General features: G+C 44.5%; 14 protein-coding genes. 4 read left to right on the top strand and 10 right to left on the bottom strand.

All coding sequences use genetic code 11. From position 1 onward, the window contains the following. The first annotated feature begins 131 nt into the window (after positions 1-131). A complete protein-coding gene (locus P2A85_RS20970; RefSeq protein WP_377475313.1) occupies positions 132-1,397 on the top strand; it encodes a hypothetical protein in 1,266 nt (421 codons plus the stop codon). Between the two features lie 319 nt (positions 1,398-1,716). Here the strand turns inward: P2A85_RS20970 and P2A85_RS20965 are convergent, their stop codons facing one another. Next, positions 1,717-2,568 carry a RimK family alpha-L-glutamate ligase gene (locus P2A85_RS20965; RefSeq protein ID WP_377475312.1) on the bottom strand — a complete coding sequence of 284 codons (852 nt, stop codon included), beginning with the start codon at positions 2,566-2,568 and terminating at the stop codon, positions 1,717-1,719. Between the two features lie 33 nt (positions 2,569-2,601). On the opposite strand from P2A85_RS20965, the gene P2A85_RS20960 reads away from it, so the two are divergent. The 3 genes from P2A85_RS20960 (at position 2,602) to P2A85_RS20950 (ending at position 5,820) form a co-directional block, all read left to right on the top strand. Then, a complete protein-coding gene (locus P2A85_RS20960; RefSeq protein WP_377475311.1) occupies positions 2,602-2,760 on the top strand; it encodes a hypothetical protein in 159 nt (52 codons plus the stop codon). 125 nt (positions 2,761-2,885) lie between these two features. After that, positions 2,886-5,138: a transglycosylase domain-containing protein gene (locus P2A85_RS20955; protein WP_377475310.1), complete on the top strand. Its 2,253-nt coding sequence runs from the start codon at positions 2,886-2,888 to the stop codon at positions 5,136-5,138. Between the two features lie 61 nt (positions 5,139-5,199). Further along, positions 5,200-5,820, top strand: coding sequence for a Uma2 family endonuclease (locus tag P2A85_RS20950; protein ID WP_377475309.1), 621 nt, complete (start codon positions 5,200-5,202; stop codon positions 5,818-5,820). A 108-nt stretch (positions 5,821-5,928) separates the two neighbouring features. On the opposite strand, the gene P2A85_RS20945 is transcribed toward P2A85_RS20950, so the two are convergent. The 9 genes from P2A85_RS20945 to P2A85_RS20905 form a co-directional block, all read right to left on the bottom strand. Next, on the bottom strand, positions 5,929-6,600 hold the full coding sequence (locus P2A85_RS20945) for a Na(+)/H(+) antiporter subunit B (RefSeq protein ID WP_371122076.1): 672 nt from the start codon (positions 6,598-6,600) through the stop codon (positions 5,929-5,931). After that, positions 6,600-7,187: a DUF4040 domain-containing protein gene (locus tag P2A85_RS20940; RefSeq protein WP_377475307.1), complete on the bottom strand. Its 588-nt coding sequence runs from the start codon at positions 7,185-7,187 to the stop codon at positions 6,600-6,602. The genes P2A85_RS20945 and P2A85_RS20940 overlap by 1 nt, the downstream gene beginning before the upstream one ends. Further along, positions 7,177-7,464 (bottom strand): monovalent cation/H(+) antiporter subunit G, encoded by a 288-nt coding sequence (locus tag P2A85_RS20935; RefSeq protein WP_377475306.1) that lies wholly within the window; start codon positions 7,462-7,464, stop codon positions 7,177-7,179. The genes P2A85_RS20940 and P2A85_RS20935 overlap by 11 nt, the downstream gene beginning before the upstream one ends. Continuing rightward, entirely contained in the window at positions 7,461-7,691 is a 231-nt protein-coding gene (locus P2A85_RS20930; protein WP_340521673.1) for a hypothetical protein, read from the bottom strand. Before P2A85_RS20930 ends, P2A85_RS20935 begins: the two co-directional genes overlap by 4 nt. Before the next feature lie 140 nt (positions 7,692-7,831). Further along, a complete protein-coding gene (locus P2A85_RS20925) occupies positions 7,832-8,215 on the bottom strand; it encodes a Na+/H+ antiporter subunit E (protein ID WP_377475305.1) in 384 nt (127 codons plus the stop codon). Then, positions 8,212-9,642, bottom strand: a complete 1,431-nt coding sequence (locus P2A85_RS20920) for a cation:proton antiporter (RefSeq protein ID WP_377475304.1) — start codon at positions 9,640-9,642, stop codon at positions 8,212-8,214. The genes P2A85_RS20925 and P2A85_RS20920 overlap by 4 nt, the downstream gene beginning before the upstream one ends. Before the next feature lie 219 nt (positions 9,643-9,861). Continuing rightward, positions 9,862-10,197, bottom strand: coding sequence for a cation:proton antiporter subunit C (locus tag P2A85_RS20915; RefSeq protein WP_377475303.1), 336 nt, complete (start codon positions 10,195-10,197; stop codon positions 9,862-9,864). 277 nt (positions 10,198-10,474) lie between these two features. Continuing rightward, complete coding sequence (locus P2A85_RS20910; RefSeq protein WP_377475302.1) at positions 10,475-11,740, bottom strand: ABC transporter permease; 1,266 nt, start codon at positions 11,738-11,740, stop codon at positions 10,475-10,477. 390 nt (positions 11,741-12,130) lie between these two features. Then, positions 12,131-13,951, bottom strand: coding sequence for an efflux RND transporter periplasmic adaptor subunit (locus P2A85_RS20905; RefSeq protein WP_377475301.1), 1,821 nt, complete (start codon positions 13,949-13,951; stop codon positions 12,131-12,133). Positions 13,952-14,048 lie beyond the last annotated feature (97 nt).

Here is a 14,048-nt window from a genome sequence, read left to right as displayed (position 1 = left end):
GATCAAAGTCCCCCTTCTTAAGGGGGATTTAGGGGGATCGAAATATGTGCAACTTCACATTAAATTGGTATTAACCATAATCATATAATATACTATAATATGTAACATCAATCGCTATTCAGGTAAAAAATATGGTGTTTGTGTTTCCTCCTCACATACAGGCTGGTATCATCTCCGGCACTTATGAAGTCGTGAAGAATAGTGCAGGAGTATTATTGGGAATTGCTAGAGACAGAGCAACAGGTCATTTTGTAGGTGCGGCAATTGGTATGGTTGCTGAGCCGTTGTTCGCTATTCCAGATTTTGTATTAGGTGTAGCGCAAATGGTTCAAACCGATCTGGGTTTTAAAGAAACTTACAAAATACTAGATGTGATTCAGTATGGCTTAAAATCTCTCGTGGCTAATATGGGTATTATATCAGCATCTACTGCCGTCATTGGTGTCGGCGTGGTGGCCATAGCTGCAATGTCAGCCGTTAATCTTCATCAGACTTTGAAAATGAGGGAAGATATTAAGGAATTGAAGCTAACAGTTACACATGGCTTTATTAGTATAGAGGCACTGCTGAAAGACCAGAAAGCAGATGTTATTGCTGAAATCAAACTGTTAGCTGAAAGCATTAATTTTGAGCAACATCGTTTAATATTAAGTCAAGCTTATCAGAAATTTGCGATGGCACAGAAACTAATTCAAAATGCTTTATTAATGGAAGATAAACATACCAGAAATTCTACCTTAACAAGTGCACAACACATTTTAGCTAATGCTTTAGCTGACTATAATAATCCTGAATTATTCAAAGCCACTTGTGCAGTTGGCTATCTTCGTAGAGTTGAATGTGCTTGGGCAATTGAGCAGACAATTTCATTAACTTATCAATTGCTGAACGAGCCTGCATCTGTAAGTAATTCCCTTTCCCACCTCCAAGAAAGAATACGCCAAGACATTTTCACCGTTATTGAGCGCTGCACAAAAGATGAAATTGATTTTATATTTCCAGAAATCACACGAATTTATAATCAGGATCTAGCAGTTTTGAACTCTTGGCAAAATCAGGTGGATTGGATGCTAAGTTTATCGGCTGATGAGCATAAACAATTGGCTAGTTTAAATATGGAAACGATACCAGTTTCAGAGACTCATGAAGAAGTTGCTATAGTAGCAGAACCAGCAGAAATGGCGCTCTACCAAAACTTGCAACAAAAATCCCACTTCAAATCGTTAGTGGATCAATTACGATTTTTGATCAAACCTAGCTTGCGTCAACAACACGAATCTTATATCAGTCAGAAAGCAACCACCTCTGGCTATAAAGCTTTAGCCCCCTCAAGTTGGCAAGAAGTCAATGATTTAACTGTGGCTAATCTTTACTGGTATTTTCAAGGAATGGAGTAGCCGAAATTAGGAGACGGCAGTGCCGTGTCCCTACAATATTTTGGGTAGGGACACGGCATTGCCCATTAGTGTCAACTTAACGTCAAACCCAGTCAGAGACTGTTGTTTGACTATTAAGCCTAGATCCCCCCTAGCCCCCCTTAAGAAGGGGGGGACAGGAGTCTTCTCAAAGTCCCCCTTCTTAAGGGGGATTTAGGGGGATCTGGACTAGGATATAAACGAGATTTTTCAAGGCTTTCAGGCTTAAGTTGACACTAATGGGCATTGCCGTCTCCTCTATATCATTCCGGTTCAACCGGAATTGATATTACTCAACTCTTCATTTCAAATAAGGTGTTTTGTTAACAACCAAAGTCTCTAGAATATCTTTAAACATGGTTACGACAATTTGGCGATCGTTATCTCTGACAAATATATCGTAATTGGGACTGGAATTAATTTCAATTAACCAGTAATCGCCATTTTGGTCGATCGCAATATCAAACCCACCATAGGTAACATTGATTTCCGCAAACACTGGCTGCACAAAGCTTTCAATCTCCGAGATAATTTTAGAATCAATGATATGCTTAGCTGTGGCTCCCTCCCAATGCAGCGGGCTTAAATTACCTGTAAATTTAGCGCCTAATTTATCTTTTTCATAGAGCAGAACTAGCTTTTGATTGCTAAAAACCGCCCGATATTCATGGCGAATATCAATGTAATCTTGAGCTAGGCAAACATAGTCATAATCTTTGCTATAGACATTAAATACTGTTTCAATAGCTGCTTGAATTTGCTCCTGGGTTTCACACAGGAACACATTATTTCCAGCGGAACCTCGATTTCTTTTGATAATCAGGGGCAATGAAAATACTTTCCTCACCTCTGTGGCAATTTCTTGACATTTTTGAATTTTCAAATATTCTCGATATTTTGACTCGCAAAAAGGAGATAAAAAACCCATTGTTTTTGGGGTTTTAATTTTACCATTCAACAGTTGATAGGTATATTCTTTATCTTTAAATATTTGGACTATGGGTGCGCTATTAAACGGTGTAATATAATTTACAAAGTAATAGTATTGACCAGAATGTTGAATTCTGATTAAGTTTTGGTTGGGGGCAAGAATTTCATAATTGATATTTAACTGTTGACAAGCTTCAAGCACCAGACTGATATTAGTTAGCATAATGTTAAGTGGAAGGAAGATGGAAGATGGAAGATGGAAAATGGAAGATGGCCCTTCGACTCCGCTCAGGAACCGCTTCAGGAAGATGGAAGAAGGAAGGAAAAAACTATTCCCAATGCCCGATGCCCAATGCTCAATGCCCAATATCCTACAGTTAGATTAGCTCGATCGCCCAAATCCGATCCCTGCTAACCCGAAAATCGATCGCACCCTGGGGAGAAAATCGCCCTGAGTATGCGCAGGATTCCGAAAATAGCCAAAAGTTAAGAGTAGAATAGTCCAAGAGCCGATCGCTCGATCGTAGTCTACAGCGAAATATGACCCCACCGCAGCCACCCCACAAACCTCAAACCGTCTTGGGTGCAATTACCCAAGCAGTCCAGACTATTGCTAAGGTTAATTTTAACCAGCTAGTGCTGAAACCGAATGCCAAAGTACCCGAACTTTGGGTACAGGATGCCGGTGCTGCAAAGGCAGAGGTTTATCCGCTATTGGGCGATCGATATCTTTTAGGTCGATCGTCCAAATCCTCTGATATTGTTATTCGCAATCCCGTAGTCAGCCACCTACATTTATCCCTATCACGGGATACGACGCGCCGAACTCCTTTTATCATCAAAGACGAAGGTTCTACTAACGGAATTTACCGCGGCAAAAGGCGAATTCAAAGTATGTCCCTGCGTCACGGCGATGTATTTACTTTAGGGCCACCAGAACTCGCCGCTGCTGTCAGAATTCAGTACATAGATCCGCCACCTTTGTATTCAGAAATTTTGCGCTACAGCTTTTATGGAATCAGCGGAGTCACGGCTTTAATCGGGATGGCGATCGGCATTGAATCGACCAAATTTCAAGTACGTCCTCTGCCGAGAAGTGTCAACGGGCCAGTGATTGTGTACGCCCGTGATGGTCAAACTCCCCTGCGTCCTCCTCAAAATAATGCTCACTTAGAATTAAAGAAATTACCCGATTTTTCTCCTTATTTAGCCAAGGCAGTCATGGCTTCAGAAGACAGTCGCTACTACTGGCATTTAGGAGTAGATCCCATCGGCGTTTTGCGTGCACTTTTAACCAATTTTCGTGGAGGAGGAATTCGCGAAGGAGGCAGCACTCTGACACAGCAATTAGCTAGGAGTTTGTTTCGAGATTATGTGGGGACTCAAGATTCGGCGGGGCGCAAATTTCGGGAAGCAGTAGTTGCCTTAAAATTAGAGAGTTATTACAGCAAAGACGAGCTATTGCTGACTTATTTGAACCGGGTGTTTTTGGGAATTGACCTGTACGGTTTTGAGGACGCATCTCGGTTTTATTTTGGCAAATCTGCCAAGGATTTGAGTTTGTCAGAAGCGGCAACTTTAGCGGGAATTTTGCCTGCTCCCAATAGTTTTAACCCGATTCAAAATTATCAGTTGGCGGTGCAGTATCGCGATCGCGTAATCGAACGGATGCGAGCGATGGGTACAATTTCTCAGGAAGAAGCCGATCGCGCGAGGCGATCGCGAATTGAGATCAACCCAAAAGCGCGCGAATTTCTCCAAAGTACGATCGCTCCTTATTTCTACAGTTATGTATTTGACGAATTAGAATTTTTACTGGGGGAACAGTTAGCCAGAGAAGGTAATTTTATTGTAGAAACAGGCTTAAATCCCACACTCCAAAAAGTAGCAGAAAGTTCCCTGAGAAATGCTGTAGAAAATACAGGAGCAAGGGATGGTTTTTCCCAAGGAGCCCTGGTAACTCTCAACACAGCCACTGGCGAAGTATTAGCTTTAGTTGGCGGTGTCAGTTATCTACAAAGTCAGTTTAACCGAGCTACCCAAGCCTTGAGACAACCAGGTTCTACCTTTAAGATTTTCACCTATGCAGCCGCCCTAGAACGGGGAATTTCCCCCAATAAAGGTTACTCCTGCGAACCTCTGTCTTGGGGCGGACAAAGTTATAGTGGCTGCGAAAGAACTAGCGGTAGTGCAGATATGTATCGGGGTTTAGCACAGTCAGAAAACGCCATTGCTTTGCGAGTAGCCCAAGATGTTGGTTTAGACAATGTAGTGCGAATGGCCAAGCGTTTAGGAATCACTTCTCCCTTGCGTTCAACCCCTGGATTAGTATTAGGTCAAAGTGAAGTTAACGTATTGCAACTAACCGGGGCATTTGGGGTCTTAGCGAATCGGGGTATGGGAAATCGCCCCCATGTAATCAAGCGAATCATTGACAGCAGTGATTGCGAAGATAGAAAAAATTTTAAGACTTGTCGCGTGGTTTATGACTATCAAAAAGATGGAGTAGCTAATCAGCAATTAGTTTCGGAAGTCGTAGCAGATACCATGACAGATATGTTGCAAGGTGTGGTGCGGGGAGGTACTGGTAGCAGTGCTGCTTTAGGGTTGGGAGAAGCGGGAAAAACGGGAACGACTAATGATAACAAAGATTTGTGGTTTGTCGGTTATATTCCGAGTCAGCAATTGGTAACTGGAGTTTGGCTGGGAAATGATGATAATTCTCCAACTCAGGGAGGTAGTCGAGATGCGGCTCAATTGTGGGGGGATTATATGCGACAGGTGGCGCGTTAATCGATCGGGAGATATGAAACAGATTTGCTATAATTTCTATTATCGGTAATTGTCAAAACTTATGATCCAAGTTTCACCCAAGCTCGTAAACTTCGAGGAATTTGTGGAGTGGCTACCTGAAAATTCGACGGTACGCTACGAATTGCATAACGGAGATATTGTTGAGATGGCACAACCAGCAGGCGAACACGAGGAAGTTATCAGCTTTCTTGGCATCGAAATTCCTTATGAAATCAAACGTTTGGGATTGCCTTATGGTATCCCTCGCCAAGTGATAGTTAGACCTCCTGAAAAAGATTCGGGTTATTTCCCTGATTTGTTGGTGCTGAATCGTGCAAATCTGGTGAACGAAACTTTATGGCAAAAACAGTCTATCCTGAGTTTGGGTGCATCGATACCTTTGGCGATCGAGGTTGTGTCAACTAATTGGCGGGATGATTATTATTTGAAATACGCTGATTATGAGGAGATGGGTATCCCTGAATATTGGATTGTGGATTATGCTGCGTTGGGTGGACGTAGTTTTATTGGCAATCCGAAACAACCGACGATTTCTGTGTGTAACTTGGTTGATGGTGAATATCAAGTCCTTAAGTTTAGAGATAATGACCGGATTGTGTCGGAAGCTTTTCCCGATTTGAACTTGACTGCAAATCAGATTTTTGGAGCTGGTTTAGTGTAAATTGGGATTTTTTTTACCGCAGAGGGCGCAGAGGGCGCAGAGTAAGATAAGAGAGGGATGACTCAATCCGATCTCTGTCAATTTGAGATCGGAATATTGATATATGAATCACAACAATCCGCGATAACGGATAAATACTAACATTACTGCCCAGGAACCCAAGGCGACTTTGACTGCAACTAGGACATTGAGTAAGGGGAGAATTCCGCCACTTAAAAGCGTGCCTAATTCTCCGTGGGGTAACTCATATCCAGAAAGAGTGATTACTGAGAGTACAATAAAAACCAGTACGGAAACTTTCTCCCAAGTCGCGGCGTGCCACTTTTTGTATATGTCTTGCATCGCCTGGGGTGATGAGGTAATGGCGATGAGTCCGATCGCGGTTCCGCCCGCTACACCGGCTGCAAAACCACCGCCGGGACTTAAGTGCCCGCGAATTGCTAATTCTACACCCACCAATGCCGCAATTGTTGCTCCCAATCGTGCCAAAATAATCGATGGTCGATCGGTAAATTGATAAATCGCGCAGGACGGCTTTTCATTGGCGAGTAGATAACTTGCGCCCAAAATGGCGATCGTAAATACTACGACTTCAAAAATAGTATCATACAATCGGTTTCGCAAAATGATACCCGAAACCGCATTGGATACTCCACTATCTTGGACAACCAATTCGACGATGGAACTTTGCTGCGATAATAATAAGTCTGCTGTTGGATTAGCAATAAGCAGCATTTTCACAAACAGCGCTATTCCAGCTACAATGTAAACCCATTTCATCAATGCTTCTCCTCTACGTCTGGTGTATTTACATAGGTTAGGGTTGTCCCCGGTGATGCAAGTTCCGTTTGCATGATGTCATAGACGCGCCGAACTCTAATTACGGTGTTATAAGGTTGCACTTCGCCACTTTGTTCTAGTTGTTCTTGTGGGGAACAAACAGCATGAACTTCTTTTTCCATCAGCGCGCGCTGCAACGCCTGTGCAGTCGCATAGGGAACCACTTCCAGACGCATATGGCGTTTCTTAAAAACTGTGCGGATGTCATCTATTACTTGTTTAAAATGACCTGCACTTTTCTCGTCTGAAACAGCATCGTTTCCGATCGCATTTTCGATGACACCCAGACGCAGCACCAGGGATGAACGCACCGTCACTGCATAAAGTGTAATCGCGAGTAGAGTGCCCATCAAGGCTTCGGTCAAGCCGACATCCCCCGCGCCTAAAATTGTATAGACCAAAGCTGCGATCGCCCCCAGTACACCTCGCAGCAGCAATGCGTGGTATGGATTGACCTGAAACACCAGCATACCAGCAGCTAACGGGAGCAGAGCGACGAGGACATAAATATAGCTGTTATCGTTCATAATTACTCCCTGCGTTAGAACAATAGGCCAACACATATCCCAGCATTGTGTTCCATATCGCCAAGCAAATAATCGCCAGAATTAACAGCGGCCATTTACTGGGTATTTTCAGCAGCAATCCGACGACAATTAACATCGAACCGAGGGTATCTGCTACCGAAAGACTGTGCAGTTTATATAAAACCGATCGCTTTCCAAGTAGGTAAGAAGTACCCCAAAACCAGAAAAAAATCCCTATACCGATACAGGTATAACTCAAAACATCTATTACAATCATGCGTCACTAATACGTTTAATTATTTGTGCCAACAACATCAATCCAGCATTACCAACACTGAGGATAATCGCCGCTACCACACCGATCATCCAATCATCGCGCCAGACAGATATAACCAGAGCAATGATTGCCGCCTTAGTTGAAATACTAGCAAAAGCCAACATTGTCTGCCAGATATCATCATCTTTCCATACCTCATACATCGGTATGAGCAGAGCCAAAATCATCAAAATCAAAATCAAGTTGTTCAAGTTCTGCAATTATCTACCCTCCTAACTTAGCCCCATAAAAACTAGAAATTTCCCTCTTCTCTTCCTCTGCGCCCTCTGCGCCCTCTGCGGTAAAAAAAATCCTCAAAAAACATCAGCTAATTACTAGAAGTCCGTCGCACCCGGTGCACTTCGTAAAAACCCTCTTCGTGGTAATTCACAACAATTGTTTTCGGCGTAAAAGTAATCAAAAACACATCAAGGAAGATTAACAAGGGCGATCGATGATTGGGCACTTTTTCCATAATCACATCTTCATGTCTGTGGGGACGGAAGATGAGTTCAAAGGCTTCCATATACGCGATCGGAATCGCCATCAAGATTTTACCAAATACATCAAACCACTCCTTTAAAGGTTCTGGGGGTGCGTAGCTGCGAGGTAATAGAAAAGCTATGACAATACCGATCGCAATATTTGCCAAACTAAAATCAGCAGTCAGTAGAAACCAGATGGTAAGTCTCAATATCAGATGTCCAATCATTTCGGTAATGCCATCCAGAATAGTAGAAGCGAAATCAGACTCATAAAACCGACCAAATGATCGAATTGTTCAAGCATACGCGGCAGTTTGATTGCCGTGCGTTGAAAAATCAAGAAATAGGCTAACCAACCAACACCGATGGTGCCGATCGCCTTGAGCATATTTTCCAGCGTATAAGCTTCAACATACACCGCATTAGCTGCAATCAACCCACCGATTAATAACAGCACCGCAGCCCAAAAACCTGGTTTTGCTTCTGCTTTGCCACCACGAGGTAAAAAGATGAATTTCGCAAAGGAAATTGCTGTACCCACTGCGGCAATATTCATGGCAATTGCTTGCCAAGGTAGCAAATTCTTCATCGTCAACATCTTCGCCCCAAAGCCAACCAAAAAGGGAAAGCCAGAGATTGATAAACTAGCGATAACCAAAGCAATCCAGATTTTGGTATCGATCGGCTTCTGTTTCAATTCTTTCAGATTCCGGCTCGGTAACGAGCCCGCAATCAAAAACAGCGACGATTTCACCAAACCGTGTGACAGGGCATAAAAACCGCCGACTTCCGGTGCTGCTAGGATAAAGCCCAACTGCGAAACCGTGTGAAAAGCCAACATCCGCTTGCTATCTTTTTCTAAAACGGCACAGAACACGCCCAGCAGCGCCGTCGCGACCCCGAAAATCTGGACAATAGGAGCCACCTCAGGCACCATCAAGGCACAGCGCACGAGGGGATATACGCCCGCTTTGACGACAATCCCCGACAGCAAAGCCGACACCGGAGTTTCTGATTCCGAGTGAGTTAGCGGCAGCCACAACCCGGAGACAAACACACCTCCTTTCACCAAAAGTCCCATAAAAATCAGAGCGATCGCCTCTGGGGGTGCTTTAGCCAATCCGGCAAAACTAAAGGAATAACTTGCCTTATAAACCAGCACGGCACCGATTAGATAAAACAGCATGGCCGTGTTGCTAGTAAATAGATAGCGCAAGGCTACCCAAATAGAGCGATCGCTGCGAGGATAGGAAATCAACAGAAAAGCTGCAATCCCGCTGACTTCTAATCCGACATATAAACTGATAAAATCCGTAGAGGCAAAGGCGGCATTTAGACTGCCGTGCACCATCAGAATCTGTGCATAAAAAAATGCCGACTTATCTGTGGGCCAACAGTAGAGAACAACCGCCGCCGTGACTAGGGCATTGGTTAAGATAAAATAGCCGCTCAAGCGATCGACTAACAAAGTCACGCTGAAATGATCCAGTAACTCCAGCGTCACCGCTGACGGCATCGCAAAAAGCTGGAATGCAAAAGCCGCAGATACAATCGCTCCTAATATTGCGAGATACTTATCAAGCTTGGGAATCAAATAAATGATAAACCCGATAAAAAACGGAAATCCAATCCAGGCGATCGTCAGGGTATTCATCAGATAAATTTCGGTAGTTTTGGAAACCCCATCTCTGGAAGAGCGGGGAGTATTAATACCAATTTAATGGGTCGTTGCACATATCTCGATCCCCCTAAATCCCCCTGATTGTAGGGGGACTTTGAGAAGAATCTTGTCCCCCCGTTGTAGGGGCGGTGCCCCCGTGCCCGCCCTCTTTATGGGGGATCGGATTCTATGCAACCTCATAAAAAATTGGTATTAAGGCGTGTTATTCATCTCGATTTCGTTACATTCCAATGTCGGATTATCCCGTGCCAGCTTCATCACACCTACCAGCATTAAAGCTTGAATTGAAAAGCCAATCACGATCGCCGTTAAGATCACCGCCTGGGGAACCGGATCGGCGTAGGGGACAACTTTACCTTTTGCAATAATTGGTGTCAGCCAGCCATCTCGCGCTGCTACCACCACATAATAGGCGATCGCCCCTGTACTCATGACATCCATGCAGACGATTTTCATGATCAGGTTTTTTTTCAAGATGATACCAAAAAAACCGCAAAATACTGTTGCCAATACTAATGCTTCTAACATAGAGATTGCCTGTTAAATAAGGGATTTTTATGATTATCTTTGAAGGCAACTATATTATTTCTAATCTGCCGTTTAACTTGTCCGCGTTGTTGACAATCCCGTTGGGAAGACGGGGGATTGTTAGTCTAATGAGCGCTCTTGAAGAGAGCTTGTTGCCAAGTATTTTAGAATAATAATGGATAGGAGGTACTTAATGCAAGAAATTTTCTCAGATCGAATCTTCTGAGTTAGCGAATCCTCTGAGAAAGACGGTTAAGGGGGCCCAAGCTCAATAAATTCAGTCATTTCGCAAAGCTGCGATCGGATCTAAGCGAGCCGCATTCCTCGCTGGTAGCACCCCAGCCAATAAGCCTACAGTAAAGGATAGCCCAAAACCGGCTGCGATCGACCATACTGAAACTACAAACGGAAAACTAAATGCTGTGGCGGCCCCAAAGGCGATCGCAATTCCCAGCCCAATACCCGCCGTACCTCCCACCGTCGAAACTAAAATCGATTCAGCCATGAATTGAATCAGAATAGCTGCATTGGTAGCACCTACCGCTTTCCGAATCCCAATTTCCTTAGTGCGCTCCACCACAGACACCAACATAATATTAGCAATCCCAATGCCGCCAACTACCAGAGAAATTCCGGCGATCGCCACCACCATCACCGTAAACAAACCTACCACATTGCTAAAAGTATTCACAATATCAACTTGATTAATCACTCGAAAATCATCCGGTTGTGGCGGATAAATATTATGACGTAAACGCAAGATATTTTCCACTTGAAATTGAGCATCAGCTAAATCCGACTCCCCGGTAGTTTGCAACCAAAAACCAGAAATAGCAATTCCCGATAAAGAATTTCTACCCACAATCCGAGCCGACATATTTTTCAGGGGAACATACACGCGATCGTCCTGATCCGTACCCCCTACAGAACCCTTGGTTTCCATCACTCCAATCACCTTGTAGCGGTTTCCCTGAATCCGAACATCAGCAGATAGCGCATTAGCCCCAACTCCAAAAAGGTCATCTCGCACCTTAGAACCGAGGACAACTACTGGCTCAGCAGCATTCAATTCATCCTCATTAAAAAACCGTCCTGCTTGAGGTTGAATGTTCTTGACATCGGGATAATTCAAATCAGTTCCCAAGATAGCAGTAAATGAATTTTGCCCGCCATAAACAACTTGTACTTGACGCTGCAAAAACGCCGAAATCGCCTTAACTGCGGGAGCTTGTTTGCCGATCGCCTTAGCGTCATCCCATGTCACAGTAGAAGCAGAACCACTACCCTGACTGACACCACCCGATCGCGAAGCACCGGATAAAACCAATAAAACATTAGTACCCAAAGCCTTCAACTGTTCCTCAGTAGACTTTTGTACTCCCTGGCCCACCGAAGTAATCGCAATGACAGAAGATATGCCAATAATTACCCCAAGCATAGTCAAACTGGTACGCAATTTATTATTCCACAGCGCCTCAGTCGCCATGAATACTATTTGAATGTTGGAGATTTTGTTAATAACTGGGGGAGTCTTTAATTTCATATTATTTGTTATTAGTTATTTGTTATTAGTTGTTCGTTATTTGGTGGCAAATTCTAAGAAGTATGCCTAAATTTCACCCTAATTTATCACCTGATGATGCAACCGGAAACGATAGGATTTGTGGCACAGTCCGCCGTTCGTTTCAACCCCCGTCTCATAGCTAAAGTCGGTTGAAACCGACTGAAAATTAGTCTAAAACAGTCCGCCGTTCGTTTCAACCCCCGTCTCATAGCTAAAGTCGGTTGAAACCGACTGAAAATTAGTCTAAAACCGATGTAGATCAACCAACTCTTCAGTCCTCTTTCAGAGGACTTTCGCTATGAGACAGGGATTTCAATCCCTGTCGGACTCTGCGACGAACCAGCTAGCCCCGACTGCGCGGACTGACAACTAACGCAAGCGAGTTCCACCCCCCGGTTGCAAACCCGGAATCCCCCCCGACGATGGACTTTGAGATTTCGGCCGCAATCCCGGCGGAAAACTAATAAAAACCTGTTCATTCCCCTTCAAACCCGATCGCACTTCCGTCCGATCATCCACCGTCATCCCAGTCTTAATCGGCACAAACAAAGGCTTTCCATCCTCACCACCCGTAACATACACCCCCGTTTCCTTTCTTTGGCGAACAATTGCCGCAGTTGGGACAACCAAAACATCTTTCAATTCACCAGCTTTAAACTCAACATTCACATTCATTCCCGATCGCAAAATTTTATTTTCATCATCAACAATCGAAGCTTTCACCTCAAAACTGGTAACATTTTGCTGGACGATCGACTGAGGCGAAATTTGGATAACTTTACCTGTAAAAGTTTTTCCCGCATAAGCATCAGCTTGAATAGACGCACTTTGGCCAATACGGATTTGAGCAATATTGCTTTCTGCCACATTAGCCACCACCTGATTTTTTGAAGCTAAAGATAAAATCGAAGAAGAAGTCGCTGAAGACACCGCACTACCCGCCGTTGTGGGCGTCACAAAAGCGCCCGGATCGGCATATTTCCGAGTCACAATACCGCTGAAAGGAGCGCGAATTTTCGTATCATTAATCAGTGCTTGCACGGTTTGGAGACTACCTTTGGCGGAGAGAACTTGGGCCCGCGCTTGGGCGATTTCTTCCGGGCGAGCACCAGCTTCAATTAGTGCCAAAGCTTGCTGTTTTTGCTCCACTGCGGCTTGGGAAGCGGCGATATCTTCCGATCGCGCCCCCGATCGCACTCCTGCCAAAGCTTGCCGTTTTTGCTCCACTGTGGCCCGCCCCGCAGCGATATCTTCCGGGCGAGCACCAGCTTGAATTAGCGCCAAAGCTTGCTGTTTTTGCTCCACTGCGGCCCGCGCAGCAGCAATTTCTTCCGGGCGCGAACCGGATCGCAACAAAGCTAGAGCTTGCTCGGCTTGTCTGACTTGAGTTTGAGCTCGATCGCGCGCGGTGCGAGAATTATTCAAAATTTGGAGAGAAATCGCTCCGGTTGTGTGAAGTTCCTGATTTCTCTGAAAGTCTTCCTCTGCCTGGTTTTTGGCATATTCAGCATCCCTGAGTTTAGCTTGAGCTTGGGCGATATCTTCGGGGCGATTACCCTTGAGCAATTTTTGGAGAGTTGCTTGTTGTTCAGTTAGTTGTGAAGCGGCGACAGCAATATCCTGGGTGCGATTACCGTTGAGCAATTTTTGGAGAGTTGCTTGTTGTTCAGTTAGTTGTGAAGCGGCGACAGCAATATCCTGAGTTCGATTACCGTTGAGCAATTTTTCGAGACTGGCTTGTTGTTCGGCTAATTGCGCCTTTGCTGCTGCAATATCTTCGGCTCGATTACCGTTGAGTAATTTTTGCAAGTTGGCTTCAGCAGAAGCAAGTTGTCCGCGATTTTGGGTAAGTTGGCCTTGGAGGTTGGAGTCATCCATTTGAGCGAGAATTTGCCCTGTTTTAACGCTGTCTCCTTCCTTGACGAGCAAACTTTTGAGCACTCCTGAAGTTTTGGGGCTGACATTAACACTCCTTTCGGGTGCTATTGTGCCGTTTGCTGAAATTGCGATCGGCAAATTCACCCTTTCTACAGCAACGGTTTTTTCCTTGCGCCTGCTTTCCCGTTTCGATTTGACTGTGAGTTGGCTGTAAGCTGTGTAGCCAACTCCTGCAAGCAATCCGGCGGCGAGGAACCCGATTAACCAGGGAGTTAGTCCTTTTTTTATCTGAAGATGTTTTACTAAGTACATATAAGTTAGACCGATCGGGCGTCTGTTCAATTTTGACCGATCGGGAACACAAAACGTTCAATTTAATTGATGATTTGTTTTGGTTGAGCGATCGACC

The sequence above is a fragment of the Microcoleus anatoxicus genome (genome assembly GCF_042465725.1).
GTDB classification, from domain to species: Bacteria; Cyanobacteriota; Cyanobacteriia; order Cyanobacteriales; family Microcoleaceae; genus Microcoleus; species Microcoleus anatoxicus.
Note: the sequence above shows the minus strand (reverse complement) of the source record. Positions and strands in the feature narration are given on the sequence as shown.